This window comes from Streptomyces sp. HUAS 31 (assembly GCF_028198125.1).
Lineage (GTDB): Bacteria > Actinomycetota > Actinomycetes > Streptomycetales > Streptomycetaceae > Streptomyces > Streptomyces chartreusis.
This window is the reverse complement of sequence record NZ_CP116353.1, coordinates 194,595-221,514: the sequence shown is the minus strand read 5'-3', so window position 1 is coordinate 221,514 and position 26,920 is coordinate 194,595. Positions and strand designations below refer to the sequence as shown.

The following is a 26,920-nucleotide window of genomic DNA, read 5'->3' as shown; positions in this document are numbered from 1 at the left end:
CCACATCCACGGTGTACCTCGGTGAACCCAGGAGACGAGATGAGAAGACCTGTCGCACTGCGAATCTCCGCGGCGTCGGCCGCGATGGCCCTGGCGGCCGCGGTCGGTATGACCCTGTCGATGTCGCAGGCCTCGGCCGCCACCGGCAGCGCCACCGGCTACGCGACCCAGAACGGCGGGACCACGGGCGGTGCCGGCGGACAGACGGTCCGCGCGACCACGGGTACGCAGATCCACGCGGCCCTCTGCAGCCGGGCCGCCAGCAACACGCCGATCACCATCGAGGTCGAGGGCACCATCAACCACGGCAACACCACCAAGGTGTCGGGGGACAGCTGCAACACGGCCGCCGGTGTCATCGAGCTGAAGCAGATCAGCAACGTCACCCTCGTCGGCGTCGGCAGTGGTGCCGTCTTCGACCAACTCGGTATCCACATACGCGAGTCGAGCAACATCATCATCCAGAACGTGACCGTCCGGAACGTGAAGAAGTCGGGCTCACCCACGTCCAACGGCGGCGACGCGATCGGAATGGAGAGCGACGTCCGCAACGTCTGGGTCGACCACACCACCCTGTTGGCGTCGGGCGGTGAGTCGGAGGGCTACGACGGCCTGTTCGACATGAAGGACAACACGCAGTACGTGACTCTGTCGTACAGCATCCTCCGCAACTCCGGCCGCGGCGGCCTGATCGGCTCCAGCGAGAGCGACCTGTCCAACGGCTACGTCACCTTCCACCACAACCGCTACGAGAACATCGACTCCCGCGCCCCACTCCTGCGCGGCGGGACGGCCCACGCCTACAACAACCACTACTTGAGCCTGAACGAGTCCGGCATCAACTCCCGGGCCGGCGCAAAGGCGAAGGTGGACAACAACTACTTCGAGGACTCCAAGGACGTCCTCGGCACCTTCTACACGGACCAGCGCGGCTACTGGCAGGTCAGCGGCAACGTCTTCGACAACGTCACCTGGTCCAGCCCCGGAACCGAGAACTATCCCGCCGGTCCGAACCCGCAGTCCAACACCACGGTGAGCATCCCCTACTCCTACACACTCGACGCCGCCGCGTGCGTGCCCGACGTCGTGAGCCGCACGGCGGGCGCGGGCACCGGCCTCAAGGTGTCCGACGGCAACTGCTCGGCGCAGACGCCGACATCCACCCCGTCGACCCCGACGACCCCGACGACCCCGCCCACCACTCCCACGCCCGACCCGACGGAGCCCAGCGGCACGAACCTCAGCATCGGCGCCGGCTCCGACGGCTCCAGCAAGGCCGACGGCACCAGCTACGGCAGTGTCCGTGACGGCGACATGAGCACGTACTGGTCACCGTCCGGCTCGACCGGGTCGGTGTCCATCAAGTGGGGTTCGGCGACGGCGGTGTCGAGCGTGGCCATCCGGGAGGCCGCCGGCTCCACGGGAGTCATCGGCTCCTGGCGGCTGCTGAACGCGGACACGGGTGCCGTGCTCGCGACCGGCAGCGCTGCGGGCGTCGTCACGTTCCCGCAGACCTCGCTGAAGAAGATCACCTTCGAGATCACCGGCGCCACCGGCACCCCGAAGGTGGCCGAGTTCGAGACCTACGCCTAGCAGAGACAGGGGCCCACCGAGCCACGACTGCCTACCTGCCCTCCAGTTCGCACAAGGTGCCCCCCCATATTCGGGGGCAACGATCGGGCGGGTTCGGCAGTCGTAGGGGGTGACGCATTTCCGTCGCTGGAGCTCCCTGCCAACTACCCTGCCTCGTCGGGTGGTTGGCAGCGGAGCCCGTCATTCCTGGGAGGGTTCATGAGCCGCTACGTCACACCCCTTGGCGACAGAGCGGGCAGCCGGCACGACATCGCCGCACCTGCCCCGCACGGAAAGCCGGGCGTACGTGCGACAGGCCGCGGTGTCGTGCTGGGGGCCGCCGTCGCCCTGCTGGCCGGGGTCGGCGCCCCGGCCGATGCCGCCACCGAACCGGTCGTCAGCGGTGCCACCGTCAACTCCGGAAACGACGTCATCGTGGGTACCACGCACAACGTGGTCTTCCCGGTCACGGTCAACGGATCGGCCGACCCCGGGCTGTCCTTCGTCGACGTGGACCTCAAGGGCCCGCAAGGCGGCTTCTACACCACCGACGCGTTCTGCGAGAGCGCGACGGCCTGCACGACGGTGTTCACCGTCAACGCCCACCCTGCTCCGGGCAGCGACGATCCGGTGGACCTGGCCAACGCCAACGCGGGCACCTGGTCGGTCGACGCCCTCGCCGACACCAACGACGGAGTCTCCGTCTTCGCCCCGGGCGTCGGGTCCTTCCGCCTCAAGCGTGCCGCGCAGCTCACGGTCAACGCGTCACCGGAGCCGGTGACCAAGGGCGCCCGCATCACCGTCACCGGCAAACTCGTGCGGGCCAACTGGGACACCTACCGGTACGCGGGATACGCGGGCCAGACCGTGAAGCTCCAGTTCCGCCCGAAGGACAGCAGCACCTACACCACCGTGGTCGCGGTGAAGACCAGCAGCACCGGCACCCTGCGCACCACGGTCAAGGCGGCCAAGGACGGCTACTGGCGCTGGAACTTCGCGGGCACGACCACCACCGGCCCCGCCAAGGCCACCGGTGACTACGTCGACGTGCGCCCCTGACCCGACCAGGACCACGACCCGTTCGTGCCGAGGCCGCCTCCATGGCATGTGACGATACGGCCATGTGGCGGAGGAAGAAGCACAGGCAGTGGACAGTCGTGGCCGCGGCCTGTGCGGCGCTGGCGCTCACCGCGTGCAGCCAGGGTGGCGCCGACACCGTGGACTCGGGCGGGCGTGAGGCGAAGTACAAGCGTGTCATCGAGGACCGGCACCCACGTCCCGCCGACGTCATCGAAATGGCAGGAGCGCCCACCGACGTGGCGCGCACGGACGACGGTTCGCTCCTGCTGACGTACGACGCCCGAAACGTCGAGGACGACGAAGGCCCGGCTGCGACCGCCTGGCGCATCATCGGCCCGGACGGCGCCACGGTCGCCCAGCAGGCGGAACACACGGACGCGGAGGCGGCACCGGTCGAGTTCAAGGGAGTGGCCGGCGGCTTCGTGAGGGTGCCGTCGGAAGGGGGAGCCGACGGAGCCTACGCCCTCGACGTACACGGCAAGCGGCAGAAGGTCGGCATCAGCGGGACGCCGGTGCGCACCCGGCCCGGCGACGTCCTTCTCACCGAACTGGAGCCGACCCTCATCTACCGCCCGGCCACGCGCACGGCGGCGCCCCCGGCCGGAGTTCCGGAAGGAGCCGTACGCGTCGCCGTCGACGAGCGCGGCACGGTCTGGACCCTGGACCAGTCCTTGACCGAGGACCCCGACCGCGTCGTATGGCAGCGTGACGGCCGCACCCTGGGTTCTACGACGGTCCCGAAGCCGTACGTGGGCGGGGGTGCCCTCGTCGCACGAGGCGGCACCGCGGCGCTGCCGCTCACCCGGAGCGAGAGCGTGAGCGGCCTGCTGGTGACCACGGACAGCGGCGAGCACTGGCGTACGGTCCTCGCCGGCGGCATCGCCTGGAAGAGCCTGAAGCGCGGCCCGGAGTCGCTGGTCCTGGAGATCCTCGGCGACGGGCGACTGCTCGTGGGTGAGGAAGGCGGCCGCTACTGGCTCGCGGACGACCACTCCAACACCGCCTTCCGCGAGCTGAAGACGCCGACGGCATTCACGTCCCTCACCGTTCACGGCACGACGCTCTACGGTATGGCGGACGCGACTACGGCGACTTACGGCCTGGTGAAGGACGAAGGGCTGTGGATCTCTCGCGACGGCGGACGCGACTGGCGGCGGCACCAGCAGCAAGGGCGCCCGATCAGGGCCGACGGGCAGGCTGGAACAGCTCGATGAGGTTGCCTGCCGGGTCGGCCAGCAGGATCTGACGGCCCCCTGGACCGGCGACGACCTCACTGCGGAAGGTCAGCCCGGCACCGCTCAGCCGGTCGATCTCGGCGTCGAGGTCGTCGTAGGCGAGGTGGATGCGGTTGCCGCCCGCGACGGCTGCCTCCTTCGGCGTGGCCCGGGCACCCGAACTCGCCGGGCCCGACAGGAGCAACCGCAGCCGGCCTCGGGTCACGGCGGCGAAGGCGGGGGCGGCGCTGGAGTTCAGGGTGAATCCGAGGTGGGTGGTGTAGAAGTCGGCGGCGGCCTGCACGTCGTCGACGAGGTAGCGGACGCTGACGTACTCGTCGTGGGAAGTCATGGCTCGGACCTCGTAACGGTCTCGGGGACGTTCAGGACCGGCATCAAGTACCTGATCCGCATGTCTATGTCGGCTGCCGCGTGCTGAAAGGCCGCGTAGCCGACCTGGCCGGCGCCGTCCGGCGTGCCGGGATCGGCCGTGCTCCAGTGGACCCGCCGCGCGCCGAACTCCGGGCAGACCTCCCGAGCCTTGTCGCACAGGGTGATCACGTGGTCGAAGCGGCGGTCGGCCAGGTCGTCCACGTGCCGGGTGCGACTACGGGAGAGGTCGATGCCGAACGACTCGCGCAGCACCCGGACCGCATGCGGGTGCAGGTGCGGTCTGGGCCTGGTGCCCGCGCTGACCGTCGTCACGCGACCGGCGGTGTGGTGGCGCAGCAGGGCTTCGGCGATCGGCGAGCGGGCGCTGTTGCCGGTGCAGACGAAGAGCACCGCCGGGCGGCAGGGTGGCGTCCCGGTGGCCTGACGGCGGGGGAGTGCGGGTGGCTCCTGGCGCAACGCCGGGTGCAGGGCCGCACCGCTCGCCGCCAGCCCGCGAGCGCATCGATCCAGGTCGAGGCGGTAGTAGCTGTCCCGGCCGTCGAAGCTGCTGCGCCTGGCCGTGACCAGACCGCCGTCGCGGAGCAGCCGCAGGTGGTACGACACCAGGTTCTGCGGCTCCCCGACGCGTTCGACCAGCTCACGGACCCGATGGTCGCCGTCGGCGAGCTCAGTCAGCAGCCGCCAGCGCAGCGGATGCGCTGCCAGCCGGAGGAACTCGGGTGGCGCGACGGTCACGTCCCGGGGATGGGAGGCCATATGTCGACGTTACATCAATTGGGATTGATGCATCATCTGATCGGCCGGTCTCGTCGGCCCCGCCCAGGGTGTCGCCGTCGACCCAGGTGCCGCCCGAGTGCGCATAGGGGCCGGAGCCGATGCCGTCCTGCGTGTCGGTGGCTTGCCTTGCCCTCACAGCCTCCGTCCGACGATGACGCCCCGTCCAAGACCTCTTCCGGCGCCTGTGATGCCCGTAGGGCATCACGGAATGGGGCATGACGTAGATCACGTCAAGACGCGGCCCGATCTTGGAATGCGCGGTTTCCCGCCACTGCTGCACTGTTCATGGGCTCGCCCTGTGTGGGGGCGCGCTGGGCAACGGTGCTCGACGCGGCCGGCCGAGGTGGGAGTCCCCACGACCTCGGCCTTCTCTGCTCCCTCGTCCCTGGACCGCTGTCTTCGAAAGGTTCTCCCGCTCCATGCCTCTGGCTCTGTTGGCCCTGGCTGTCGTCGCCTTCGGCATCGGCACGACCGAGTTCGCCACGATGGGGCTGCTGCCCCAGATCGCCGACGGGATCGGGGTGTCGGTTCCCCACGCCGGCAACCTCGTGTCGGCCTACGCGCTCGGTGTCGTCGTCGGCGCCCCCGTACTGACCGGCATCTGTGCCCGCGTACCGCACAAGCGGCTGCTGTTGCTGCTGTCGGGACTGTTCGTGATCGGCAACATCGCATCCGCGCTCGCCCCGAACTTCGGCCTGCTGTTCGCGGCGCGATTCCTGGCGGGGCTGCCGCACAGCGCGCTCTTCGGCGTCGGCGCCGTCGTCGCCTCCCGGCTGGTCGCCCCCGATCGGGCCGCACGCGCCGTGTCGAAGATGTTCCTCGGCCTGACCGTCGCGAACATCATCGGTGTCCCGGCCGGCACCGCGCTCGGCCAGCAGCTGGGCTGGCGGTCCGCCTACGCGGCCGTCGCCGTCATCGGCGTCGTCGCGCTGGCCGCCCTGGCCGCCTTCGTTCCCCACCAGCCACGCGGTCAGCAGGCCGGCATCCGGCACGAGGTGCGGGCCATGGCCAACCGGCAGGTCGTGATCGGCCTGGCCACGGCCGTGGTCGGGTTCGGCGGCTTCTTCGCCGTCTACAGCTACCTCGTGCCGATGCTGACGCACCTGACGGGCATCTCCGACACCTCGACCACCCTGGTCCTCGCGCTGTACGGCGTGGGTATGACGGCCGGCACGCTGATCGCCGGCCCCCTCACCGACCGCGCCCTGCGCCCGACGCTCTACGCGGGACTCGCCCTGCTCGCGGCCGGGCTGGTGACGTTCTACTTCACCGTCCACAGCACCGTGCCGGCCCTGGCCACGATCACCTTCATCGGCGCGATGGGTGCCCTGATCACCACGCCCGTGCAGATGCTGCTGATGGCGAAGGCCAAGAACGCTCCGACGATGGCCGCGGCCTCCAACCACTCCGCCTTCAACCTGGCCAACGCGGGCGGCGCCTGGCTCGGCGGACTGGCCATCTCCGCCGGCTGGGGCTGGGCTTCCCCGAACCTCGTCGGCGCCGCGCTCGCCGTGGCCGGCCTCGGCCTGGCCTTCACGGGCGGCCTGATGGACCGGGGCGGCCGGGGTTCGGAGAGCTCCGAAGTGATCACGTCGTCCGCTGCGGAATCCCTCCCGGAGGCGGCTCCCACCACCTCTGCCAAGGGGTGACGACGAGGGGTGGCCTGTGTGAGACACACAGGCCACCTGGTCGTTCATGTTCATCTTCGTCTTGCACCGCTTCGAGTCGGGGTCACGCGGTCGGGAAGTTGTCCTGCGACCTGACGCGCTCGCGGATCCAGACTCCGGCGGGCTTCAGCGGCGAGGTGCCGGTCCAGGGGCCGGACCTGTCGCAGGTCCCGGTCTTGAAGACGGCTCCGGAGCGGTTGTCGTCGGAGAAGTTCCAGTTCGTCCAGCTGATCTTCTTGGCGGCCATGAGGTCCAGGTACCGCTGCGACATGGCGAAGTCGTTGCTGCCCTCGCCGGCGTAGTTCTGGGTACCGAACTCGGTGACGAACACCGGGAGCTTGTCGGCGGCGCGGGAGAGGGTCGCCAGGTACTCGTCGCGGTGCGAGTACGCGTAGAAGTGGAAGGTGTACATGATGTTGGACGCCCTGACCGGGTTGTTCACCACCTCCGACTCGTCGGCGCCCTCGGACACCCCGAACGAGGACCACGCACGGGTCCCGACCAGCACCGGAGCGTCCGAGTCGATGTTGCGGATGGTCGGGATGATCTGTTCCGCGTAGCTCTTGATCCGCGACCAGCTCACCCCGCTCGGCTCGTTCGCGATCTCGTAGAGGACGTTGTTCTTGTCCTTGTTCCGGTTGGCGATGTCGGTGAAGAACTGCCGCGCCTTGCTCAGGTTGGTGTTGGGGTCGCCGGGGGTGAGCATGTGCCAGTCGACGATCACGTACATGCCGCGGTCGGTCGCCTGCTGGATCAGGGAGTTCGCGAGGTTGGTGAAGTGCTGGGGGTTCGTCTCGTAGCCGCCCTCCTGCACGTAGGTCGAGACGCGCAGGACGTCGGCGTTCCAGTCGCCGGCCAGGGCGTCGAGCGAACCGCCGGTCAGACAGTGCGGGTACCACTGGGTGCCGTGGGTGCTCATGCCGCGTAACTGGATCGGGTTGCCGCGGCTGTTGCACAACTTGGTGCCGCAGACCTTGAGCTGGCCGTTGGCGGAGACCGGACTGGCCGCCGCGGCACGCTGATCGGTGGTGGTCGTGTGCGCCGATCCCGTCGGGGCGACGCCGAGGAGGAGTAGTAGGGCGCTCCCGAGCGCGGTGGCCACCGCACCCTTCCGTAGCGACAGCAGTGATGCCCTCATATGAACCTCGTTCACGTGAGTGATTGATAGGAAACTTTCCTAATGGAGGAAAGCAGAGCACTTCTGGGGCTACAAGGGGCTCGTCGCCATCCACACTCACTCGGGCATTCACAGGAAACGTTCATGTATGTGACACCCGACGTTCAAGGTGCTCACACGGCACGGAAGGTTGGGCGACGCGTTCCGCTTTGTCCTCTGGCCAACGCGCGTAGACCGCGGGCACGATGCTTCCTGCACCACCTGCACAGCCGCCCGACAGGAACCGTGGCCCACCGCAGGAAGGTCCCCCGATGAAGGTCACCAAGACCTTGAAGCTCCGCTCGGTCCTGACCGCTCTCGCCCTTGTCGTCGCACCCGGCGCCGTAGTCGTCGGCACCGCCGGCGAAGCGTTCGCCGTCACCAAGATCAGTCACGCCACCGCGACTTCCATGTTCCAGCAGGTCGGCATCACCTGGTCGTCGTCCGGGAACTGCTCCAACCGGAACAACTCCACCTGTACGTCCTTCGAGCAGCTCAACCTGGCCACCGCCCAGGGCGCACAGACGCTGAAGCGTGCCAGCGGCTGTGCCGTGAACATCACGGGCGGTACCGAGACCGGACACGCCTCCGGCACGTACTCGCACTGGAACGGCTACAAGCTCGACTTCGCCAAGTACACCTGTGTCGGGAACTACATCAAGAACAACTTCACCTACATCGGCCTTCGCGGCGACGGCGCTCCCCAGTGGCGCTCAGGCTCGGGCAACATCTACGCCGACGAGGGCAACCACTGGGACGTCCTCTACTACAACTGCGGCGGCTGCTGAACCCATCGCTGCACGTCACCGATGACTCCCAGCTCTTCCGGCAGCCTTCCTGAGGCTGCCGGAAGGGGCCTGAGCCCCCTCCCTCGGCCACGGTTATTCTCTGGCAATGTCGAATCGGTCAGCGGCGGCGGGCATCAGTCTCGCTCGGGTGATGGCGCACTGCGGCGGAAGCCCGGTGGGCGCCGTGGAGCTACTGGTGAGGGCGATAGCCGCGGCACCGTCGGCCCCGGAACCCTATGCGGCCCTCGCCGAGTTGCGGCAGGACCAAGGCCCGGAACTGAAACAGAGCCTCGCAGCCGAAGGCTCCTTGAGCGCTGTGCTGGCGCAGGCGTACTTCATGTTCCTGGAAGGGGACATGGACAACGCGGTGATGTCCCTCGGCTCGGTCACCGGTGTGCGGCCCGACGTGGCCTGGGGCGCCGCACCCTGGTTCGGCGATGCGCGCTTTCTCGACGGGGTGAGCGCCGAGGCGCTGGCCGAGGCATGTCTGCGGACCTTGGACTACGGCCAGGACCTGGACACCGACGAGATGCGGGACCGGTTCACGCCCTGGTTCCATGCCCTCGACGTGGTGTCCGAACGCAGTCCCGTGCCGGAGTCGCTGGCCGCCATGGCCCGGCTGCCCCGGGCCTGCGGCCGGTACGAACTGTCCTTCGCACTGTGTGACCGCGCCGACGGCGTCGAGCCGGTCATGTGGACCGCGGTCGCACGGGCGGCCACCTGGCGCGCGATGGGCGACCTGGGCCAGGCCGCCGACGCCTATGCAGACGCCTTGCTCCTGGATCCCGCCAACTGGTCCCTCTACCTGGACCTGGCGGACGTGCGCGCCGAGCAGGGTGCCTTCGCCGCAGCCGCGGATCTCGTCGAACAGGGCCTGGAACACGAACCCGACGAAGTCTCCCTGCGCGCGGCGGGCGCCGCCTACCGCACCCGCCTTTCCGGCTCGCCCGACGACCTGAGGGCCCTGATCGCCCTGGCGGCACAACTCGCGAACGCCACCTACCGGAACCTCCTGATCGACTACGCCTGTGCGGGACCGAGGCTGCCTGGGAAACTCGTGGCCGAAGCCCTCAGCATGCGCAACTACTGAAGGTGCTCCGCAGCCGTCAACGCCTCCAGCGCACTGGCCTGGGTGCGCCAGTCGGACGGGTTGGGAGTGGTGCCGGACCAGCGCTGGCCCAGGCGGTTCAGGGAGTCACGGTCCCTGGCCCAGATCGAATCGGCCTGCCTTTCGGTGTACGTCCGGTAGGAGGCGGATCCGGTGGCGTCGGCCAGGTCCGCCAAGTGACGCATGAAGATGCCCTTGAACTGCTTCTGGTTGTCGTCGCAGGAGTTCGTCGCGAGGTCGCAGGACTCGGTCAGGATGCCGTCTCGGGTGAGTACCGGCGACGAGATGGCGGCGTCGGCCAGGCGCGTGGCCGTGTCCAGGTAGCGGCTGTTCCCGGTGGATCGCCAGAGTTGGGTGAAGGCGCCGATGGCCAGACCCTGGTTGTAACTCCACACCGTCTGGCCGTTGTTGGCGCAGCTCCTGGTCAGCCCGTCATTGACCAGACCCGCCGAGTTGATCATGCCGCTCGCCAGGTACCAGTCCGCCGCCGTGGCCGCCCGACCGCCCCACACGGTGTCCCCGGCGAGGCGCTGGTGCAGCGAGGTGGTGAGCCACAGGTACAGCCCGTTGGTCACGGCGTTCTTGTACGTGCGTTCGCGGTCCCAGTAGACGCCGCCACCGCACGTGCCCGGATCCCAGTACTGGTGGACGTAGTCGGTGATGGTGACCGCCTCGTCCAGATACCGGCGCTCGCCGGTGTAGTCGTACGCCGCGATCCAGGCCACCGCCCACCAGGCCGCGTCATCGATGGCGCGGCTGATGAAGTGGCCCTCGATCGCGTCCGAACTGCGCACGCCCGCGGGGAAGACGCCACGGTTCTGCTCGAAGGTACGGGCGATCACCCAGTCGTAGTCGTGCCTCCCGCTCCGCTCGGCGAAATCTATGACCGACGTGAGCGCCACCGCCGAATTCCACCAACTGCTGCGCCACCAGCCCTCGTTGGTCTGATACGACGCCAGCAGCGCGTCCGCCGCAGCGCGGGCCCTGGTCGGCGCGGGCCTCACCCAGGCCGTACAACTGCCCTCCTGATGGGAGGCCTCGCGGCCGCAGACGCGGACCGCCCCGCCGTACAGCAGGCCACGCGGGTCCCGGGTGGCGAACATCGTGGTCCGGGTCGAGGACGCACCGGACGCCACACTCCTACGGCCGAGGGAAGAGCCCTCGGGCCAGCTCGCACCGGCGTCCCAGGAACGGTCGAGCCAGATCTCGTCGCCCGCGCCGCCACCCTCGATCACGCCCCAGGCCATGCCGTTGCGCTGGTCGACGTGCAGGCTGACGGCGCGGCCGAAGATGGTGGTCGAGGGCACCGGGGTGTCGTCGCCGGACGCGGTGGCGGGGTCGGCGCGGTCACAGGACGTTCCGTCGCAGACCCGCGGGTACACCCAGTCGGTGCAGTGGACCGCGCCGGCGTCGCCGCAGGCCCGGATCCAGCCGCGCCGGTGACCGACCGGGTCGGAGACGTTGTACATCAGCGTCCGCGTGCCGGTCCATGTGTCGGGGATGCTCGCCCTGCCCAGCAGCGGCTCCCAGGTGGCGCCGCGGTCCCAGGACCGGTCGAGCCAGACCGAGTCACCCCGCACGCCTTTGTCGATGCCGGCCCAGGCCATGTTGTCGGGGTCGGAGACGTGCAGTCGGAGGACACGACCGTTGATGTTCCGGTCCGGAACGGGGAACGTCTCCTGACGCGCCTTCGAGGGGTCCAGCGTGTCGCAGGCCAGCGCGCAGACCGCCGGTGCCGCGTGGGCCGGAGCGGGCAGCGCGACCAGCCCGGCGAGAGCGAGTGCCAGGACCAGGATGCCGGTCCAGGCGCGATGTCTCAGTGCTGACATGACGACGTACCCCCTTGCCTCGTCACTCCGGGTGGTGCCGTGAACGCGCCCGTCATGGCGCCGTGTTGAGCAGGTCGAGGGCGCTCTGCTGCCGTGCCGCGTCCACCTTGTCGAGCGGGCCCGACCAGCGCAGTCCGTACTGGTCGAGGGCATTGCGGTCGCTCGAATGGGCACGGTTCGCCTGGCGTTGCAGGTAGGCCGTGTAGGGACGGTCCGGCAGCGCGGCGTTGAGCTTCCCCAGACCGCGCACGTGCGCGCCCTTGAAGGACGGCCCGTCGGCGCCGCAGTCGCCGCCCTCGCACGGGTCGCGCAGGATGCCCTCGGCGGTGTGGAGCGAGGATGCCGTGGTCGCGGCATCGGCGATCTGCCGTGCCCGGTCGAGCAGCGCGCCGTCACCCGTGGCCCGGTGCAGCTCGGTGAGGGCCCCGAGCAGGACACCCTGGTTGTACGACCAGACCGGCTGGCCGTTGTTCCGGCAAGTGCCCAGGTCGATGCCGTCGTTGACCAGATTCGAGCCGTTGATCATTCCGGTGCCCTGGAACCAGGACCAGCCGGCCCGGGCCCGCTCCCGGTACGTCGTGTCGCCCGGGATCCGGTTGTGCAGGGCCGCGTTGAGCCGGATGTAGAGGGAGTTGGAGATGGCGTTCTTGTAGGTCTTCGCCGTACTCCACCACACTCCGCCGCCGCAGGTGCCGTCCCAGTACGCCGCCATGTGCTCGGCGTCGGAACGGGCGGTGTCGAGGTAGCGCCGGTCGCCGGTCAGGTCATAGGCGGCGACCCAGGCGAGCCCCCACCAACCGGTGTCGTCGATGTAGTCGTTGCGGAACTGCCCGTCCTGCGCGTTCAGGTTCAGGTCATAGGTGCGGGCGATCGCGTACGAGTAACTGCCCATCCCCGACACGCGGATGTTGTCGATGACCGAGGTCAGGGCATTGGCGGAGTTCCACCAGCCGGTGGTGTCGAACAGGCCGGTCGAGTAGTTGTAGAAGGTCATCAGCCCGGTGGCCGCCGCGGTGCGTCTGTCGCCGGAGTTCCAGGTGGTACGGGCCCACGATGTACAGGCGATCTCGACACGATCGCCGGCTTTGCCGCACGCGCGCAGGGCGCCGACGCCGTGGTTGTTCCAGTCGTCCACGTTGTACATCGGCGTGCGCCGGCCCCGCTGCCCCGAGGGAACGGTGGTGCTGCCGAGCTTGCTGCCGGAGCTCCAGGTGCGACCGCCGTCGAAGGAGCGGTCGAGCCACACCTCGTCGCCGGGGCTGCCGTTGGCGATGGACGCCCAGCCCATCGCGTCGGCGTCGTCGAAGTGCAGCACGATCGACCGACCGTAAAGGGTGGCCGTCACCGGTGTGCGGTCGCCGGGGGACAGGGCGGGGTCGCGGGTGTCGCAGTACTTGTTGCAGATGGTCGCCGCGGCCGTGGCAGTGCCGGCGGCGGACGCGGGCGGCGAGGCGTTGCCCGCGACGAGCGCGAGGGCGATCGCCGCGGCCGACCGACCGATGGTGGGGGGAGTTGGTCTGCGGAATCTTCGTACGGGAGTCATGGGGCCTCCCCGTCAGGGCAACGCCCCCTTGCTTCGCCGACTGCGGCCTGAAGACGCCGGTGAAGGCGACAGCCCGGGGACCTGCTGTGAGTGAAAGAGAGCGCTCTCGGAAGGTAATGACGGGACGACGGGCCGTCAATGGTGCGGGAGAGAAAGGCCGTTGAGGGTTTACAGCGGCATTCCATCGATGTAAAAGAAGTGTCTACGGAAGGGCCTGCGGCCGGACCGTGCGCTCCGCGAGTCGCTTGACAACGTTATCGTCCGAGTTTTCGGTTCCCGATCTCCGACGGAGGTCTCATGCCTGTCAGATCGACCGGTTTCGTCGCCAAGTGCTGGGCCGCGCTACTCTCCGGCGGCCTGTTGGCGATGCTCTCGCCCTCCACCGCCGTGGCCCTGCCCGAGTACTCGACCGCCGAGTCGGGGAACCCCTTCGTCGACGGCTGGTACGCGGACCCCGACATCGCGATCTATGACGGCAAGTACTGGGTCTTCCCCACGGCTTCGAAGCCCTACGCCGAGCAGACCCACCTCGACGCGTTCTCGTCGACCGACCTCGTCCACTGGACCAAGCACAGCAACGTCCTGACGACGGCGGACGTCACCTGGGCGAAGTACGCGGTGTGGGCGCCGGCGCCGGTCGAACGCGACGGCAAGTACTACCTGTACTTCGCCGCGAACGACATCCAGAACAACTCCCAGTTCGGCGGCATCGGCGTGGCCGTGGCCGACCGCCCCGAAGGGCCTTACAAGGACGCCCTCGGAAAGCCGCTGATCTCGCAGTTCCACAACGGGGCCCAGCCCATCGACCAGGACGTGTTCATCGACGACGACGGCCAGGCGTACATGTACTACGGCGGCTGGCACCACAACAACGTCGTCAAGCTCAACCCGGACATGACCAGCCTGGGCACCTTCGACGACGGCTCGACCTACAAGGAGATCACCCCCGAGAACTACGTCGAGGGTTCCTACATGTTCAAGCGGAACGGCAAGTACTACCTGATGTGGTCGGAGGGCGGCTGGACCGGCCCCGACTACTCGGTGTCCTACGCCATGTCGGACTCGCCGACCGGGCCCTTCCAGAAGATCGACAAGGTGCTCGCCCAGGACCCGGCGGTCGCCAAGGGCTCGGGCCACAACTCCGTCGTCAACGTGCCGGGCACCGACACCTGGTACATCTTCTACCACCGCCGTCCACTGAGCGAGACCGACGGCAACCACCGCCAACTGGCGTACGACCGCATGTACTTCAACCCCGACGGCACCATCCGGCGGATCGCGATGCAGGTGAAGGACAACTTCGCCGACGGCAACGCCCTGGGGTGGAAGACGTACGGCGGGACATGGTCGGCCGCCGGCGGGCGGTACGTGGTGGGACGCGGCCCGGGAGCCAAGTCGCTCCTGGACACCGACTTCGCGGACTTCACGTACGACGCCGACGTCACGGTGAACTCGGGTGGCGGGGACGCCGGGCTGACGTTCCGGGTGACCGAGCCGTCGGTCGGCCCGGACAGCTACTCGGGCTACTACGCAGGTATCAGCCCGAGCGGCAAGGTGGTCCTCGGCCGGGCGAACGGCTCCTGGACCGAGCTCGGCACGGCCCGGACACCTGTCGCGCCCGGCTCGACGCACCGAATGCGTGTCACCGCCGCCGGCTCGTCCATCAAGGTGTTCGTCGACGACATGAAGACGCCGAAGATCTCCGTGAGCGACGGCACTTACGCGAACGGCGCGAACGGCGTCCGAGTCTTCGACGCCGCCGCCTCCTTCGACAACGTGGCCGTCGGAGCCGCCCGGTGACGTGAGGGATGCCCCAGGCCGAGGGGATGCACAGGACCCTCGACTGTCAGTGGGCCGTGGCACGATCACGGGCATGACGGCGATCGACGTGCAGCTCATCCACGAGACGGCTGCGAAGCATGGCGTTCCGGGCTCTGTCGCGGAGGAGTTGCTGGTCCGTAGCCGGCCCTGCGTCTACCTCGTGCGGTACGAGGAGGTGCCGGCATCCCTGCGGCAGCGGGCCCGGCCGGCCGCGCGGACGGGCGGACTGCCCGCGTTGCCGGAGGGAGCGGACTGGCCCGACGGAAGAGAGCCGCTGATACTGAGCGTCGACTGCGCGGCCCTGCCCCATGAGGTCCTGGACATCGAACTTCCCGCCGAAGGCCACCTGTTGTTCTTCAGCGACATCGAGTACCCGCCGGACTCCTCCGCGGTGCTCCATGTCCCGGCCGGAACCGTGACGACGGAGCACCCCGGTACGTATGAGTTCGACGGCGAGTCCATGCAGGTCAGGGGCTATGAGTCCCGCACTCTGTATCCCCTGGTCGGACTGACCCTCGACGACGACTGGCGCGATGCCCCAGCAACTCAGGCGTTCGCGAAGGGCGAGGGGCACGACGACGTGCTGGACCGCTTCGAGGAAGACATCCTGGAAGCGGCATCCAGCGGAACCCGCCCCGGCGTCTGCGTGCAGATCGGTGGCTTCTCCAACTCATGGGACCTGGCCCCGGACACGGACGGCCTGGTGCTCTTCGCGCAGATGGCGGGGCAGGCGATCGACCACGAGGTGTACACCCTGAACCTCATCCTGGGCACCCGCGAGGACATCGCCGCTCGACGGTACGACCGGCTCCGGTACGAGCAGCAGTGCTGAGCCACGCCCCGTCGCGGAGCGGGGAGAGCGATGCGGCGGCACCGCTCATCTCGCCGGCTTCGACAGTCCCACCTGCGCGGCAAGCACTCGCTGACGGGCCTGCTCGACCGCCTGCGTCAGGGCAGCGATGTCGTAGGCACCCTGATGGCGGCGTCCGTTGATGAAGAACGTGGGTGTGCCCGACACTCCGCTCAGATCCGCGGAATCGACGTCCTCCGCGACGCGCCGCGCACCGCGGCGCTGCTCCAGGTCGTCCCGGAACCGCGCCATGTCGAGACCGAGTTCCCGCGCATACCGCAGCAGGTCCTCGATGCCGAGGGCGTCCTGCCGTTCGAGCAGCAGATCGTGCATCTCCCAGAACTTCCCCTGGCGTGCGGCCGCTTCCGACGCCTCGGCCGCCAGCTCCGCATCGGGGTGCACATCCGAAAGCGGCAGGTGCCGCCACACGTAGCGGACGTCGTGCTCGTGACCCAGGAGTTCCCGCACGACCGGCTCGGCCTGCCCGCAGTACGGGCACTCGAAGTCGCCGTACTCCACCACCGTGACCGCCGCCTTCTCGGGCCCGCGGATCCGGTCGTGGCGGACGTCGACGGCCACCGCCAGATCCGTCAGCGCGTCGGACGTACCCAGCAGGGCCCGTGCCCTGCGGGCCTCCGGCAGCAGTCCGATGACACCCGAGACCGCCCAGCTGAGGACGAAGGCAGCGACGAGGGTGGTGAGGACACCGATGCGCGCCTGGTCCAGTTCCTCGCCCTCGAAGGCGTGGGAGGCGATCAACAAGGACACGGTGAAGGCCGCCCCGGCGACGGCACCGCCCGCGGTGACCGAACCCCAGCCCACGTTAGGACGCAGGCGACCGCCCGTCAGCACCTGCGCACCCGCGATCGAGCCCACGACTCCGATCACCTTGCCCGCCGCGCAGCCGCACACAATGCCGAGCGTGATGGGCGAGGTGAACGCCTCCTCCAGCTTGGCGCCGCTCAGCTCGATGCCGGCGTTGGCCAGCGCGAACAGGGGCACGATGCCGTAGCTCACCCAGGGCAGGAACTTCTGCTCCAGCCGCTCATTGGGGGAGATCGCCGCGGCAAGGCCCCGCACCGCGGAGCGCTGCAACTCCGGGGTGGGCTGCTCGCGGAAGAGACGGAACAGCCGGCTCGCCCGTTCGAGGTCGCCCCGCGGCGCCGGGTAGGCGACGACCAGGGCTCCTACGGCCAGACCCGTCACGACGGGGTCGATCCCGGCCTCGTACAGCGCGACCCACACCACCACGGACAGCACGGCGCACGGGGCGCTCTTGCGGATGCCCACCAAGCGCAGGACGGCGATGAGCAGCAGCACGCCCAGGGCCACCAGCAGTGCCGGGAGACGGATGCCCTCGCTGTAGAAGACCGCGATCACCAGCAGTGCGAGCAGATCGTCGACCACGGAGATCGACAGCATGAAAGCGCGCAGGGACGCCGGCAGCCGTGAGCCGAGCACGGCCAGGATGCCCAGGGCGAAGGCGGTGTCGGTCGACATCGCCGTACCCCAGCCGTGCACCGAATCATGACCGGCGTTGATCGCGATGTAGATCGCCGCGGGTACGGCCATGCTGCCGAGGCCGGCCGCGGCGCTGAGCAGCACCCAGCGCCGGTCCCGCAGTTCCCCCATGTCGAACTCGCGACGCGCCTCCAGGCCGACCACGAAGAAGAACAGACTCATCAGCCCGGCATTGATCCACTCGTGCAGGTCCAGCGAGAGCTGGCGGGTGTCGAAGCCGATGGTGAAATGCGCTCCCCACACCGCTTCGTAGGAATGCGCATCGACGTTGGCCCACACCAGGGCCGCGGCCACGGCCGCCAGCAACAGAGCGGCGCTGCCCGTCTCGGTCTGCACGAACGTCCGCCAGCGCGCCCGGGTCTGGCTGGACAGCGTCTCACTCGCCTCGCTGGGGTCTTGGCCGCTCACACGGCCAATTATCGCCACCGGCGCCGGCGCTGCCCGCAGCCGGCTTCCCGCCACCGCCGTTTACCCCTGAAGGCCCACCCGGACGGCAGATGACGACGCGGCGCCGAGCAACCTGCCGGTGAGCCCCGGGGGCGATGGAAACGCCCCCGGGGCCGCCCGCCGCTGCGGGATCAGACATGGATCAGGGGAACTGCGTGACCTTGGAAGGAACGGTGTCCGTCCCCGCCGTCGGTGCTCCCGTGTCGTTGATGACGTGGCGGTACTGACCCTTGCCGCCGAGGGAGATCACCATCAGGTGGCGCATCCTGATGCCGGGCTTGACCGGTACCTGGAAGCCGTGGTGCTGGACGATGGTGTCGTCCGAGGTGTAGTTGCAGTAGCTTCCCAGCGCCCACGCCTCGTGCTCGTTCACCGTGTCGGCGACCTTGTAGGCCGCGTATCCGACGATGCCGTCATGGGTGATGGCGGCCTCGTTCGGGGCGTCGTAGGCCTTCTCGTTCTGGAAGAAGATCGTGCGGCCGCGCTCGCCGGTCCAGAACACGTCGTACTTGTTGAAGTGCTCCACGAACAGGCCGGTGGTCAGGACGTCGTCGCCGTTGACGCGCAGCCCGTAGTCGGCCCGGTTGGTGTCCCAGCCGACTCCCTCGCCGTGGTCGGCACGCCAGATCCAGGTGTGGTCGATGAGCACGTCGTCGCTGTTGACGACGACCGAGTTGGTGGCGAGCCCCGGACCCGCGCCGCCGATGCGGACGAACACGTCCTGCATGGTGGTGGGGTTGGCGGAGTGGTCGGTGGACGCGCCGGGCTCGCCGATCCGCAGCAGCGTGTCCGAGTTGGCCGGTCCGGCGTCGATCAGGAAACCGGCGAGCCGCACGCCGTCGACGTCCGCCACGTGCATGGCGTCGACACCCCCGTCGGGGATGATCGTGGCCAGGCCCAGCCCGAGGACGACGGTGTTGGCCCGGTCCACCTCGATGGTCTGGTCGATGTGGTACACGCCGGGCGTGAACAGCAGGTTGAGGCCCTGGTCCAGCGCCGCGTTGATGGTGGCGGCCGTCGCACCGGGCTTGACGACGTAGAACTGGTCCAGCGGCAGGGACACCCCACCGGCGTTCGCCGGCCAGGACACACCGCGCGAGTTGGTGCGCTTGGCGGGCACGAAGACCTTGTAGGTGCTGCCGTCCAGGTAGAGGAACGGCTTCTCCCGGGAGATCGGGGTGGTGTCGAACGTGGTGTACGGCCCGGTGGCGAAGTTGGTCGCGGGCGCGCCCTCGACACCGGTGAACGTCATGTTCCACACGCCGTTGGTCCAGCCGCCGACGGAGCTGTCGCGGGTGTACCACTGCTGCTGGCTGTACGGGCCGACGGTGCCGTCGATCTTCGAATCGGCGATGTATCCGCCGGAGGCCCAGCCGTAGCCGTTGGGGGCGAGGTTGAGGCCGCCCTTGACGTGGATCCGCCTGAACGGCGCGGCCTGGGCGACCGCCCATCGGTCGGTGCCGTTGGACGGAGTGATGGCCAGGTTCTCCGCCGAACGCCAGAAGTTCTGGGTGGCGTTTCCGTTGAACCAGCCCGCGTCGACGGTGATGTCACCGTTGATCTGGACGTCGTCGGGGTTGAGGCCGAGGCCCGACACGGAGGTGTAGAAGCCCAGTTGGGCGTTGATGTTGTTGTAGGTGCCCGGCTTCATCAGGAACTGGTAGCGGCCGCTGCCGAACTGGCTTGCCTCCTGCTGCGCGAAGACCTGGTCGAACTTCTGCTGGAGGTTCGGAGTGGAGGGGTCCACGACGATGACGTTCGGGCCCAGGTCACCGCCGCCCTCGATGGGACCGCTGCCACCGGACTCGGTGTGCACGGAGACCTCCCAGAGGGAGTAGCCGTAGCCGGTCCCGCGGGCCGTGCCCAGGATGCGTACGTAGCGGCCCGAGCCGTCGACCTCGTAGGAGGCCTGGCCGCCTGTCGCCCCGGTGACCTCCTTGACGGTGCTCCAGTCCTGTCCGTTGCCGGAGGTCTGGATCCGGAAGTCCTTGGCGTACGCGGCCTCCCAGTTCAGGTCGACCTTGCACATGTCGCGCAGCGATCCCAGGTCGACCTGGACCCATTGCGGGTCGGAGGCCTGGCTCGACCAGCGGGTGCCGGTGTCACCGTCGAACGCGGCCGAGGCGGGTGTACCGGCGTTCTCGACCGAGGAGGCGGAAGAGGGCTTGCCGCGGGCGGCGTTGGCCGTGTCGCAGGCCGCGGGTTGGGTGCCGCCGGTGGTGCCGAAGACCTGGAACTCCCACAGGGAGTAGCCCCATGGCGTGGCCCGGCTGAGCCCTTGCATCCGTACGTAGCGGGCCTGCCCCGACACGTCGACGGTGTCGACGGCGCCGTCGCCGCCCGTCACGGTCTTGGCGTCGCTCCAGCCGGCGCCGTCCTGTGAGAACTGGATCTTGTAGTCCTTGCCGTAGGCGGCTTCCCAGTCGAGGACGACCCGGGTGACGGAGGCCGTGGCGCCGAGGTCCACCTGTAGCCACTGGTTGTCGCTCGCGGCCGAGGACCACCTGGTGCCCCGGTCACCGTCCACCGCGTTGGCGGCGGGCGTTGCGGCGTTCTCGTTCGAGGAGGACGTGACGCTCTTGCCCTGGGACAGCGGCGTTTCGGCTGCCGCGGCGGGCAGTTGGGCGGGGAGGGTGATCAGCGCCGCGGTGGCGATCAGCGAGACACCCAGCGCTCTGCGTCTGAGGCGTCCGGCGACATTCATGAGTCTCATGCATCAGCTTTCTGCGGGAGCGGTGCGGGATTCGGACGAGCCTGCTTCCTGCAGCGCGAGCGGACCGCCGCGATGGTGCCGCGACGATCCGCATCGCTTGTGTGCCAAGGCATGCCGGAGGGCAACACAGCAGTACAGCAACTTAGTTCACGCTTTGATTTAAGTGGCGGGGCAATCTGTGGGCAACCCCTTGGACATGGTTTTGTCGCGGGAGGCGCGCAAATCGGGCGCGGACCCTTGGTGCATCTAGTCCTCGAGGAGGGCCGCTTCCTCATCGGTGAGCCGGCCGAAGCAAGCGTCCTCGGTGACCATGACAGTCGACTGATTCCAGGTCGACAGGGTGTTGTGCCGCGCGTTGAGAGTCCAGCCCTGCTTCTTGTAGGTGGCCATGAAGTACGTGCCGAGATCCCCGACCGGCATTTCCTTGGCGGCCCCGGACTTCTTCCAGCCGCGTGTGCCCAGGTTCGAGAGGAGGACGTCCAGCTGCTGTCGAGACTGGTCAGGATCGGACTCGGCCTCGTACTCGGACTCGGACGAGGCGGCGTCCGCTCCGTCATGCGTCCAGGAGACCGTGCAAGGGGACAGGCGCGCCATGAGGGCGGCCAGCTTCCGTTCCTTCTCTGTCTCTCCCGACTCGGGTGAAGGGCCTGATCCCAGCTCCGTCAGCCCTTCAGGTATCCCGGCAGCCACGGCGGCCGCCTCGAGCTCCGCCTGCACCTCCTGCTGGCCGAACGGTGGGGGTGAGGCGGTAGCCGAGGAGACCGCAGCAGGGGTGGAGGGCGCGGTGCTGCCGCAGCCGGCGCTGAGGGCCGCTCCCGCGACGGCGGTCGCGAGCCATCTGGCTTTGGTCCGGGTGGTACGCATGCGCTGTTCCCTCGGTGCGTTGTCACCGCGGGCGGCTGGGCCGGTGCCGGGGTGGTTCTCGATGTTGCGAACCCGGATCTTCGCACAGGGTGCCTCTGACCTGCGCAGGGAGGGCTCGGCTTGGGCGGGTGGGGTCGGCTGAGCGCGCAGGTACGGCCTGGGGCCGGGTGGCGGAGCCGCCGGTGAGGGAGTGGGATCGCCCGCTTCCGGTGTCGCAGAACTGATGTCGCTGTCGCAGTGTCACAAGCGTGTTCGGAAACGGCTCCTGCTCGATGTGATCAGGCGGAAGCATCGCCGTCATGCGGCATGATCACCGGAACATTCCGACTCTCGGGGGATTTCTCATGGCTTATGCAGCTCGTCCACGCCGTACCACCATGGTCCTGGCCGCTCTCTCGCTCGGCGTCATGGCGCTGACGGCATGCAACGGTGATGGTGACAAGGACTCGGCCGCTCCGAGTGCGGCATCGAGCCCGTCCGCTGAGGGTGCCGGCAAGGGATCTGCCTCGCCCTCGACGTCCGTCCCCGGCGATGGTGGCAAGACGGACGGCGACTCCGCAGGCAGCGGTGGCAGCACCCCGCAGGCGTCGGCGCCCGCGGCCGACGACGGGCAGGACGGCGGCGTGGGCATGTGCGAGACGACCGACCTGAGCTACAACGTCACCGTCGCCTCAAAGCCCGTCAACCACGCCTTGCTGAAGGCGACGAACAAGAGCAGCGACTCCTGCCTGCTCCCGGCGAACGAACTGGTGATCACGATTCCGGGGCTCGACGGTGCCGCCGAGCACGCGGGTCCCGAGGGCAAGGACTGGATCCTGAAGTCCGGTGAGTCCGCCTACGCCGGGATCCTGTTCTCGCGCGCCGACACCGAGGGCGGCAAGACCGCCGACAAGGTGGAGATCGCGCTGACGCCCGCCGAGAGCCCTGCGACGGTTCCGATCAACGACGGCCCCGTCACGGTCAACGACGGCCAGGTCACCAGCTTCTTCGGCACCGCCGAGGACGCACTCACCTACTGATCACACCGCCGCCCTGGGAAGGACTGCCGCGCGCGGCGGGGGCAGGTGGCCTGGGGCGGCGTCCCGATCTGTTCATCAAGTCGGCCCTTGAGGCGGAGCTTGTCGGCGGAGGGGGCGGATCAGGACGGGGGTGGGAGATCTGCGGCTACCCCGATAGCGGGAGCAGGTTGGCGCTCCAGCGCTCCTCGCCGTCCCTCGTCGGCGTCACGCGTAGTCCGAACGCGTTCTCGGCAAGAGGCAGGACGCTGTCGAGCGGGACGGGCCGGCCGGGGACGAGTCCCAGCGGTCGCATGGCCTCGTCGAGCTGCGCCGGGGCCGGACCGGTCGGCTCCAACGGCCCGAGCGTATGGAAGTCGACGAGGATGTCACCATCCGCCGCGTACTTGAACCAGTACATCGGCTTCTCGTTGTAGTGCAGCACGACAGCTTCGGTCCCTTGGGAGACCGCGGAGAGGATTCGTTCGTCGAGGCCGTGCATGCCGCCCTGTTCCCAAGCCCATGTCCACGCGCCGTCGACGCCGGTCGTGACCACGGGTTCGTCGGCGTCGAGGAGGGTGTCGCCGTACTCGTCGTGCAGGCTCGTTTCATCGCGCAGGGCCACGCTGTCCGGGTCGGCACCCATCCGAGCCAGCAGTTCCTGCGGAGGTATCTGCCTGGCGAAGGTCAGCGTGTAGATCGTGTAGATGGGGATGTCCGCCCGGAGGAAATCCAGTCCAGGGCTTCGGTCGGCGCTCATCATGCCGAGGATCGTGTCATGCCCGGTCGCAGTGGCTCGCGCGGCATCCATCGTCCAGGATTCCTAAAGGGTATGTCCATGATCGGCACGTGGACACGAACGATGCGCAGCGCCTCTACTGGGGCCATGAGTCCGCAGAAGTCTCCCCACACCTCGCGCCTGGGCGGTCGCGAGACCGGGTTCCTCATGGCGGTGGCCGGCATGTCCACCGTCCAGCTCGGCTCCGCCCTGACGGTTCCCCTGTTCGATCAGCTCACCGATGTGGGGGCTGCCGGGCTTCGCCTGGGCTGGGCCGGGCTGCTCCTGTTCATCCTCGTACGGCCCCGCCGCCGTGACTTCGCCCGCCGTGATCTGCTGGCCTGCACCGTCCTGGGCATCGTGACCGCCGGTTTGATGCTCTTCTTCATGCTCGCCATCGCCCGACTTCCGCTCGGCACCGCGAGTGCCCTGGAGTTCCTCGGCCCTCTGGCCGTGTCCCTGTACGGGCCAGGCGCAAGCCGAAAAATATGGACTGTCGCAGCTGCCATAGGTGTTGCTCTGCTGACCCAGCCCTGGCACGGGGATCTTGACCTGGCCGGCGTCGGATTCGCCCTCGCCGCCGCTGCCTGCTGGGCCGCCTACATCCTGCTGACCCAGCGCGTCGGCGACCAACTCGCCGGTCTCAAGGGCCTGGCCGTATCCATGCCGGTCGCCGGCATACTCGGCCTGCTCATCGCCGCTCCCACCCTGTCGACCCACCTCACCTGGCCGGCGCTGTGGACCATGCTGGGGCTGGCTGTCGTGAGCCCGCTGGTGCCCTTCGCCCTCGAATTCCTCGCCCTGCGCCGCCTGACGAGCTCGGCCTTCGGCACTCTCATGAGCCTCGAACCCGCCATCGCGCTGCTGATGGGGTTGGTCGTACTCGGACAGGTCCCAGGTCTGACGTCCGCTCTCGGCATCGCCTTCGTCGTCGCCGCAGGTGTGGGTGCGACCCGCGCCGGTGCCCGTCCGGCGGCCGAGCACGCCCCACCCGCGCCCCACCCCGCTGCCGCCGAAGCATCTTGAGCTCCGTCGGTCGTACTGCCATGTCGAAGGGAAGGGCCGGCCACACCGAGTTCGAAGGGGACTGCGCGCCGGCCGGCTCCCGATATCGTTCGTGTCCACGTGCCGATCCTGCGCGCTTCGTTCGATAGTCCTGGACAATGGGCGGATGGAGACACGGCGTCTGCGGCTACTGGTGGAACTGTCCCGGCTCGGATCGATGCGCGCCGTGGCCGAGGCAGTGGGCACGACCACGTCGACCGTCTCGCAGCAACTCACGGTTCTCGCACGAGAGATGGGTACCGCCCTGATCGAACCCGACGGGCGGCGGGTGAGGCTCACCCCGGCCGGGCGTCGGCTGGCGGAGCATGCCACGGTCATCCTCGCCGCCGTGGAGACCGCTCGCCTCGACCTCGCCCCCGACAGCGAACCCAGCGGAACCCTGCGGGTGGCCGGATTCGCCACCGCCATCCGCGCCCACCTGCTGCCCCTCATCACCGACCTGGCCGAGAGCCATCCTGGGCTGCACATCCTCATCCGTGAGCACGAACCCGCCGAGGCCCTGGAGTTGCTGGCCGCGGACGGGGCTGACCTCGCGCTCACCTACGACTACAACCTGGCCCCCTCCGACCCGGACCCCGCGCTGCACAGCACCGCGCTGTGGACCGCATCCTGGGGCCTGGGCGTCCCGGCCCACGCCGATGTGGCCGACGTAGCGGACACCCTGGACGTCTTCGCCCGGTTCCGCACTCAGGACTGGATCGTCAACTCCCGTAACACCGCCGACGAGACCGTCATCCGGACCCTGGCATCCATGGCGGGATTCACACCCCGGATCACCCACCAGGCCGACAGCCTCGACCTGGTCCAGGGCATGATCACCGTCGGGCTCGGCGTGGGACTGCTGCCGATGGGCATCCCCACCTTTTCCGACGTCCGCCTGGTGCCGCTCACCGGCCCGCGGGTGACACTGCGCGCCCATGCCGTCGCACGCCACGGCCGCTTGGCCTGGCCCCCGTTGGCACTGGTCGCCGACCTCTTGGTCCAGCGGACCGCGGCCACAGCCGACACCGAAACCGGCACCGCGGATCGCGGCGACTAGCCTGCTCTTTCCAGGGGCCCTTGCTCTGACCTCCCCAGCGGGGTCACTTCAGGTAGGTCTTGTGGCACGTCGGTCGGCAACCGTGGTGTTCGGGATCAGCTGCGGCGTGCGGCCCACACGATGCGTTCCGTGCGTAGCGCAAGGTCGTCGCGGCGCAGGATGCTGCTTGGGCCTCCCATGTCGAGGAGTTCGTCGAGCGCGGTGAGGTCCTCGGGGGAGAGCTCGGTGGCGGCGGCGCTGCGCATGCGTTGCAGGCCGCTGAGGGCGTAGCGGCCGATGGCTTCGTTGCGGGAGCCGGCGATGTTCACGGCGATGGTGCGTTCGCCCTCGACCGTGAAGCCGGCGGCGGTCAGCATCGGGCCCCAGTCTGCGCCGCGGTGGGGCATGTGCTCGGTCTGAAAGCGGTCGGTCGCGGCGTGGCAGCGCTCTTCCAGTCCTGGCCGCTCCGACGGGCCGCCCTCGGGCAGAAAGCGCGGGAAACCGGCCAGCTCCACGACGGCGAACAGGCCGCCGGGCGCGAGCGCGTCGTGGACGTTGCGGAGCGCGCGACCGGGGTCGCCGATGTGGTGCATCGAGGCCGACGCCCACACCAGGTCCGGTGAGCCGAGGTCGGGCCACGCGGAGTCGTCGAGGTCGGCCTGCACGGTGCGTACGCGCTCCTCCAGTCCACGGGCGCACGCCCTTGCGTGCAGGTGCTGGAGGTATCCCGTCGATGCGTCGACAGCGGTGACCTGCGCATCGGGGAAGCGTTCGAGGAGGGCGAAGGTGCCTGCGCCCGTGCCGCAGCCCAGATCCACTATCCGACGCGGTGCGGTCTTGAGCGGCAGCCATGCGGTGATGGAGGCCGTGTGCTCGGCGAGGACCTCGGCGTCCAGGTCGAGGATCTCCGCCTGACCGTCGGTGTCGTGCGGCTGAGGGTGGCCGTGCTGGGTGCCGTGGAGGGCGTGCGGGTGCGCTTGATTCATGCCTTCACGGTAGGGCGGCCATGCGTCTGCGGCACGACGGCTCCCGGTTTACGCAAGGCGATGCCCGGATGTTTTGCCCGACGCGCCAGATGCCGCTGTCGCGCGCCCCGTATTCACTCACCGTCGCCCTGGCCGCCGCTGTCGCCGGCCGCCCGCTGATGGCCACGGCGTGCGTCGCGGTCGAAAATGCCCAGGATCTCGCACGGGCCCCCTTCGGCGCCGATGGCGTGCGGCATCATCGTGGGGAACTCGGCAGCCTGGTTGGTCTCGACGCGGAAGCGGCGGTGGCCGAGCATGAGGACCGCGGTGCCGGACAGAACCACGAGCCATTCGCGCCCCGGGTGGGCGCGCATGCGCGCCGGGTTGTCGGGTGGCGGTTCGGTCATCCGCTGGCGCACCACACTCATTCCGGGGTCACCCTTCACCGGCCAGCGCATCAGGCTGTGGGTGCTGTCGATCATCGGGCTGGTGACGACGTCGTCGGTCGCCGTCTCCACGAGCTGATCCAGCGTGGTGTCCAGGGCGCGGGCGAGAGTGACCAGCTGATCCAGCGCGAGGCGGCGCTGGCCGTTCTCGATACGGCTCAGCGAGGACTGGCTGAGGTGGGCACGGGTCGCCAGCTCCTCAAGGGACCAGCCCTGCGCCACCCGCAGCGCCCGGATGCGTTTGCGTACGAGGCTGTCCAGCTCACCGTCTTCTTGCGCCATGGGCAAGATTGTATGCCCCTGCTGCAAA

At 68.9% G+C, this 26,920-nt stretch carries 22 protein-coding genes; 11 read left to right on the top strand and 11 right to left on the bottom strand.

The genetic code is table 11. The features are described 5' to 3' along the window. Window positions 1–39 precede the first annotated feature (39 nt). The 3 genes from PGH47_RS01020 (at window position 40) to PGH47_RS01010 (ending at window position 3,866) form a co-directional block, all read left to right on the top strand. Window positions 40–1,593 (top strand): pectate lyase family protein, encoded by a 1,554-nt coding sequence (locus PGH47_RS01020; protein WP_271661749.1) that lies wholly within the window; start codon window positions 40–42, stop codon window positions 1,591–1,593. Window positions 1,594–1,791: 198 nt separating this feature from the next. Continuing rightward, on the top strand, window positions 1,792–2,631 hold the full coding sequence (locus tag PGH47_RS01015) for a calcium-binding protein (protein WP_271661748.1): 840 nt from the start codon (window positions 1,792–1,794) through the stop codon (window positions 2,629–2,631). A 62-nt stretch (window positions 2,632–2,693) separates the two neighbouring features. Next, complete coding sequence (locus tag PGH47_RS01010; RefSeq protein ID WP_271661747.1) at window positions 2,694–3,866, top strand: hypothetical protein; 1,173 nt, start codon at window positions 2,694–2,696, stop codon at window positions 3,864–3,866. On the opposite strand, the gene PGH47_RS01005 is transcribed toward PGH47_RS01010, so the two are convergent. Both PGH47_RS01005 and PGH47_RS01000 read right to left on the bottom strand, forming a co-directional pair. Continuing rightward, a complete protein-coding gene (locus PGH47_RS01005; RefSeq protein ID WP_271661746.1) occupies window positions 3,832–4,218 on the bottom strand; it encodes a VOC family protein in 387 nt (128 codons plus the stop codon). The genes PGH47_RS01010 and PGH47_RS01005 overlap by 35 nt on opposite strands. Beyond that, window positions 4,215–5,015: a metalloregulator ArsR/SmtB family transcription factor gene (locus tag PGH47_RS01000; RefSeq protein WP_271661745.1), complete on the bottom strand. Its 801-nt coding sequence runs from the start codon at window positions 5,013–5,015 to the stop codon at window positions 4,215–4,217. Before PGH47_RS01000 ends, PGH47_RS01005 begins: the two co-directional genes overlap by 4 nt. Before the next feature lie 440 nt (window positions 5,016–5,455). Between PGH47_RS01000 and PGH47_RS00995 the strand changes: the two genes are divergently transcribed. Next, entirely contained in the window at window positions 5,456–6,685 is a 1,230-nt protein-coding gene (locus PGH47_RS00995; RefSeq protein WP_271661744.1) for an MFS transporter, read from the top strand. A gap of 82 nt (window positions 6,686–6,767) precedes the next feature. Here PGH47_RS00995 and PGH47_RS00990 read toward each other — a convergent pair whose 3' ends face one another. Then, complete coding sequence (locus PGH47_RS00990; protein ID WP_271661743.1) at window positions 6,768–7,841, bottom strand: glycoside hydrolase family 5 protein; 1,074 nt, start codon at window positions 7,839–7,841, stop codon at window positions 6,768–6,770. Window positions 7,842–8,131: 290 nt separating this feature from the next. On the opposite strand from PGH47_RS00990, the gene PGH47_RS00985 reads away from it, so the two are divergent. Beyond that, entirely contained in the window at window positions 8,132–8,647 is a 516-nt protein-coding gene (locus tag PGH47_RS00985) for a hypothetical protein (protein WP_125526887.1), read from the top strand. Between the two features lie 151 nt (window positions 8,648–8,798). Further along, window positions 8,799–9,737 carry a tetratricopeptide repeat protein gene (locus PGH47_RS00980; protein WP_333938201.1) on the top strand — a complete coding sequence of 313 codons (939 nt, stop codon included), beginning with the start codon at window positions 8,799–8,801 and terminating at the stop codon, window positions 9,735–9,737. Here PGH47_RS00980 and PGH47_RS00975 read toward each other — a convergent pair. Together PGH47_RS00975 and PGH47_RS00970 are read right to left on the bottom strand one after the other, a co-directional pair. Beyond that, window positions 9,731–11,584 carry a glycoside hydrolase family 76 protein gene (locus tag PGH47_RS00975; protein ID WP_271661741.1) on the bottom strand — a complete coding sequence of 618 codons (1,854 nt, stop codon included), beginning with the start codon at window positions 11,582–11,584 and terminating at the stop codon, window positions 9,731–9,733. The two genes, PGH47_RS00980 and PGH47_RS00975, sit on opposite strands and share 7 nt — an antisense overlap. A 52-nt stretch (window positions 11,585–11,636) precedes the next feature. Then, window positions 11,637–13,127 carry a glycoside hydrolase family 76 protein gene (locus tag PGH47_RS00970; protein WP_271661740.1) on the bottom strand — a complete coding sequence of 497 codons (1,491 nt, stop codon included), beginning with the start codon at window positions 13,125–13,127 and terminating at the stop codon, window positions 11,637–11,639. 297 nt (window positions 13,128–13,424) lie between these two features. Between PGH47_RS00970 and PGH47_RS00965 the strand changes: the two genes are divergently transcribed. Both PGH47_RS00965 and PGH47_RS00960 read left to right on the top strand, forming a co-directional pair. Then, the gene (locus PGH47_RS00965; protein ID WP_271661739.1) at window positions 13,425–14,927 is read left to right on the top strand and encodes a family 43 glycosylhydrolase; all 1,503 of its coding nucleotides are present in this window, start codon (window positions 13,425–13,427) and stop codon (window positions 14,925–14,927) included. A gap of 73 nt (window positions 14,928–15,000) precedes the next feature. Continuing rightward, entirely contained in the window at window positions 15,001–15,780 is a 780-nt protein-coding gene (locus PGH47_RS00960) for a DUF1963 domain-containing protein (protein ID WP_271661738.1), read from the top strand. 45 nt (window positions 15,781–15,825) lie between these two features. Here PGH47_RS00960 and PGH47_RS00955 read toward each other — a convergent pair whose 3' ends face one another. From PGH47_RS00955 to PGH47_RS00945, 3 genes are all read right to left on the bottom strand, one after another. Then, window positions 15,826–17,727, bottom strand: a complete 1,902-nt coding sequence (locus PGH47_RS00955) for a Na+/H+ antiporter NhaA (protein WP_271661737.1) — start codon at window positions 17,725–17,727, stop codon at window positions 15,826–15,828. Between the two features lie 181 nt (window positions 17,728–17,908). Next, the gene (locus PGH47_RS00950; protein WP_443048460.1) at window positions 17,909–20,479 is read right to left on the bottom strand and encodes a discoidin domain-containing protein; all 2,571 of its coding nucleotides are present in this window, start codon (window positions 20,477–20,479) and stop codon (window positions 17,909–17,911) included. 246 nt (window positions 20,480–20,725) lie between these two features. After that, window positions 20,726–21,343 (bottom strand): hypothetical protein, encoded by a 618-nt coding sequence (locus PGH47_RS00945; protein WP_271661736.1) that lies wholly within the window; start codon window positions 21,341–21,343, stop codon window positions 20,726–20,728. 344 nt (window positions 21,344–21,687) lie between these two features. On the opposite strand from PGH47_RS00945, the gene PGH47_RS00940 reads away from it, so the two are divergent. Beyond that, entirely contained in the window at window positions 21,688–22,362 is a 675-nt protein-coding gene (locus tag PGH47_RS00940; RefSeq protein WP_271661735.1) for a DUF4232 domain-containing protein, read from the top strand. A 145-nt stretch (window positions 22,363–22,507) separates the two neighbouring features. Here the strand turns inward: PGH47_RS00940 and PGH47_RS00935 are convergent, their stop codons facing one another. Then, on the bottom strand, window positions 22,508–23,098 hold the full coding sequence (locus PGH47_RS00935; protein WP_271661734.1) for a DUF6461 domain-containing protein: 591 nt from the start codon (window positions 23,096–23,098) through the stop codon (window positions 22,508–22,510). 126 nt (window positions 23,099–23,224) lie between these two features. Here PGH47_RS00935 and PGH47_RS00930 point away from each other — a divergent pair, with 126 nt between their 5' ends. After that, window positions 23,225–24,142, top strand: coding sequence for an EamA family transporter (locus tag PGH47_RS00930; protein WP_271661733.1), 918 nt, complete (start codon window positions 23,225–23,227; stop codon window positions 24,140–24,142). Window positions 24,143–24,287: 145 nt separating this feature from the next. Beyond that, window positions 24,288–25,220: a LysR family transcriptional regulator gene (locus PGH47_RS00925; protein WP_271661732.1), complete on the top strand. Its 933-nt coding sequence runs from the start codon at window positions 24,288–24,290 to the stop codon at window positions 25,218–25,220. 95 nt (window positions 25,221–25,315) lie between these two features. Here PGH47_RS00925 and PGH47_RS00920 read toward each other — a convergent pair whose 3' ends face one another. Together PGH47_RS00920 and PGH47_RS00915 are read right to left on the bottom strand one after the other, a co-directional pair. Continuing rightward, a complete protein-coding gene (locus tag PGH47_RS00920; protein ID WP_271661731.1) occupies window positions 25,316–26,185 on the bottom strand; it encodes a class I SAM-dependent methyltransferase in 870 nt (289 codons plus the stop codon). Between the two features lie 113 nt (window positions 26,186–26,298). Then, window positions 26,299–26,892 (bottom strand): helix-turn-helix domain-containing protein, encoded by a 594-nt coding sequence (locus tag PGH47_RS00915; protein ID WP_271661730.1) that lies wholly within the window; start codon window positions 26,890–26,892, stop codon window positions 26,299–26,301. Between the last annotated feature and the right edge of the window lie 28 nt (window positions 26,893–26,920).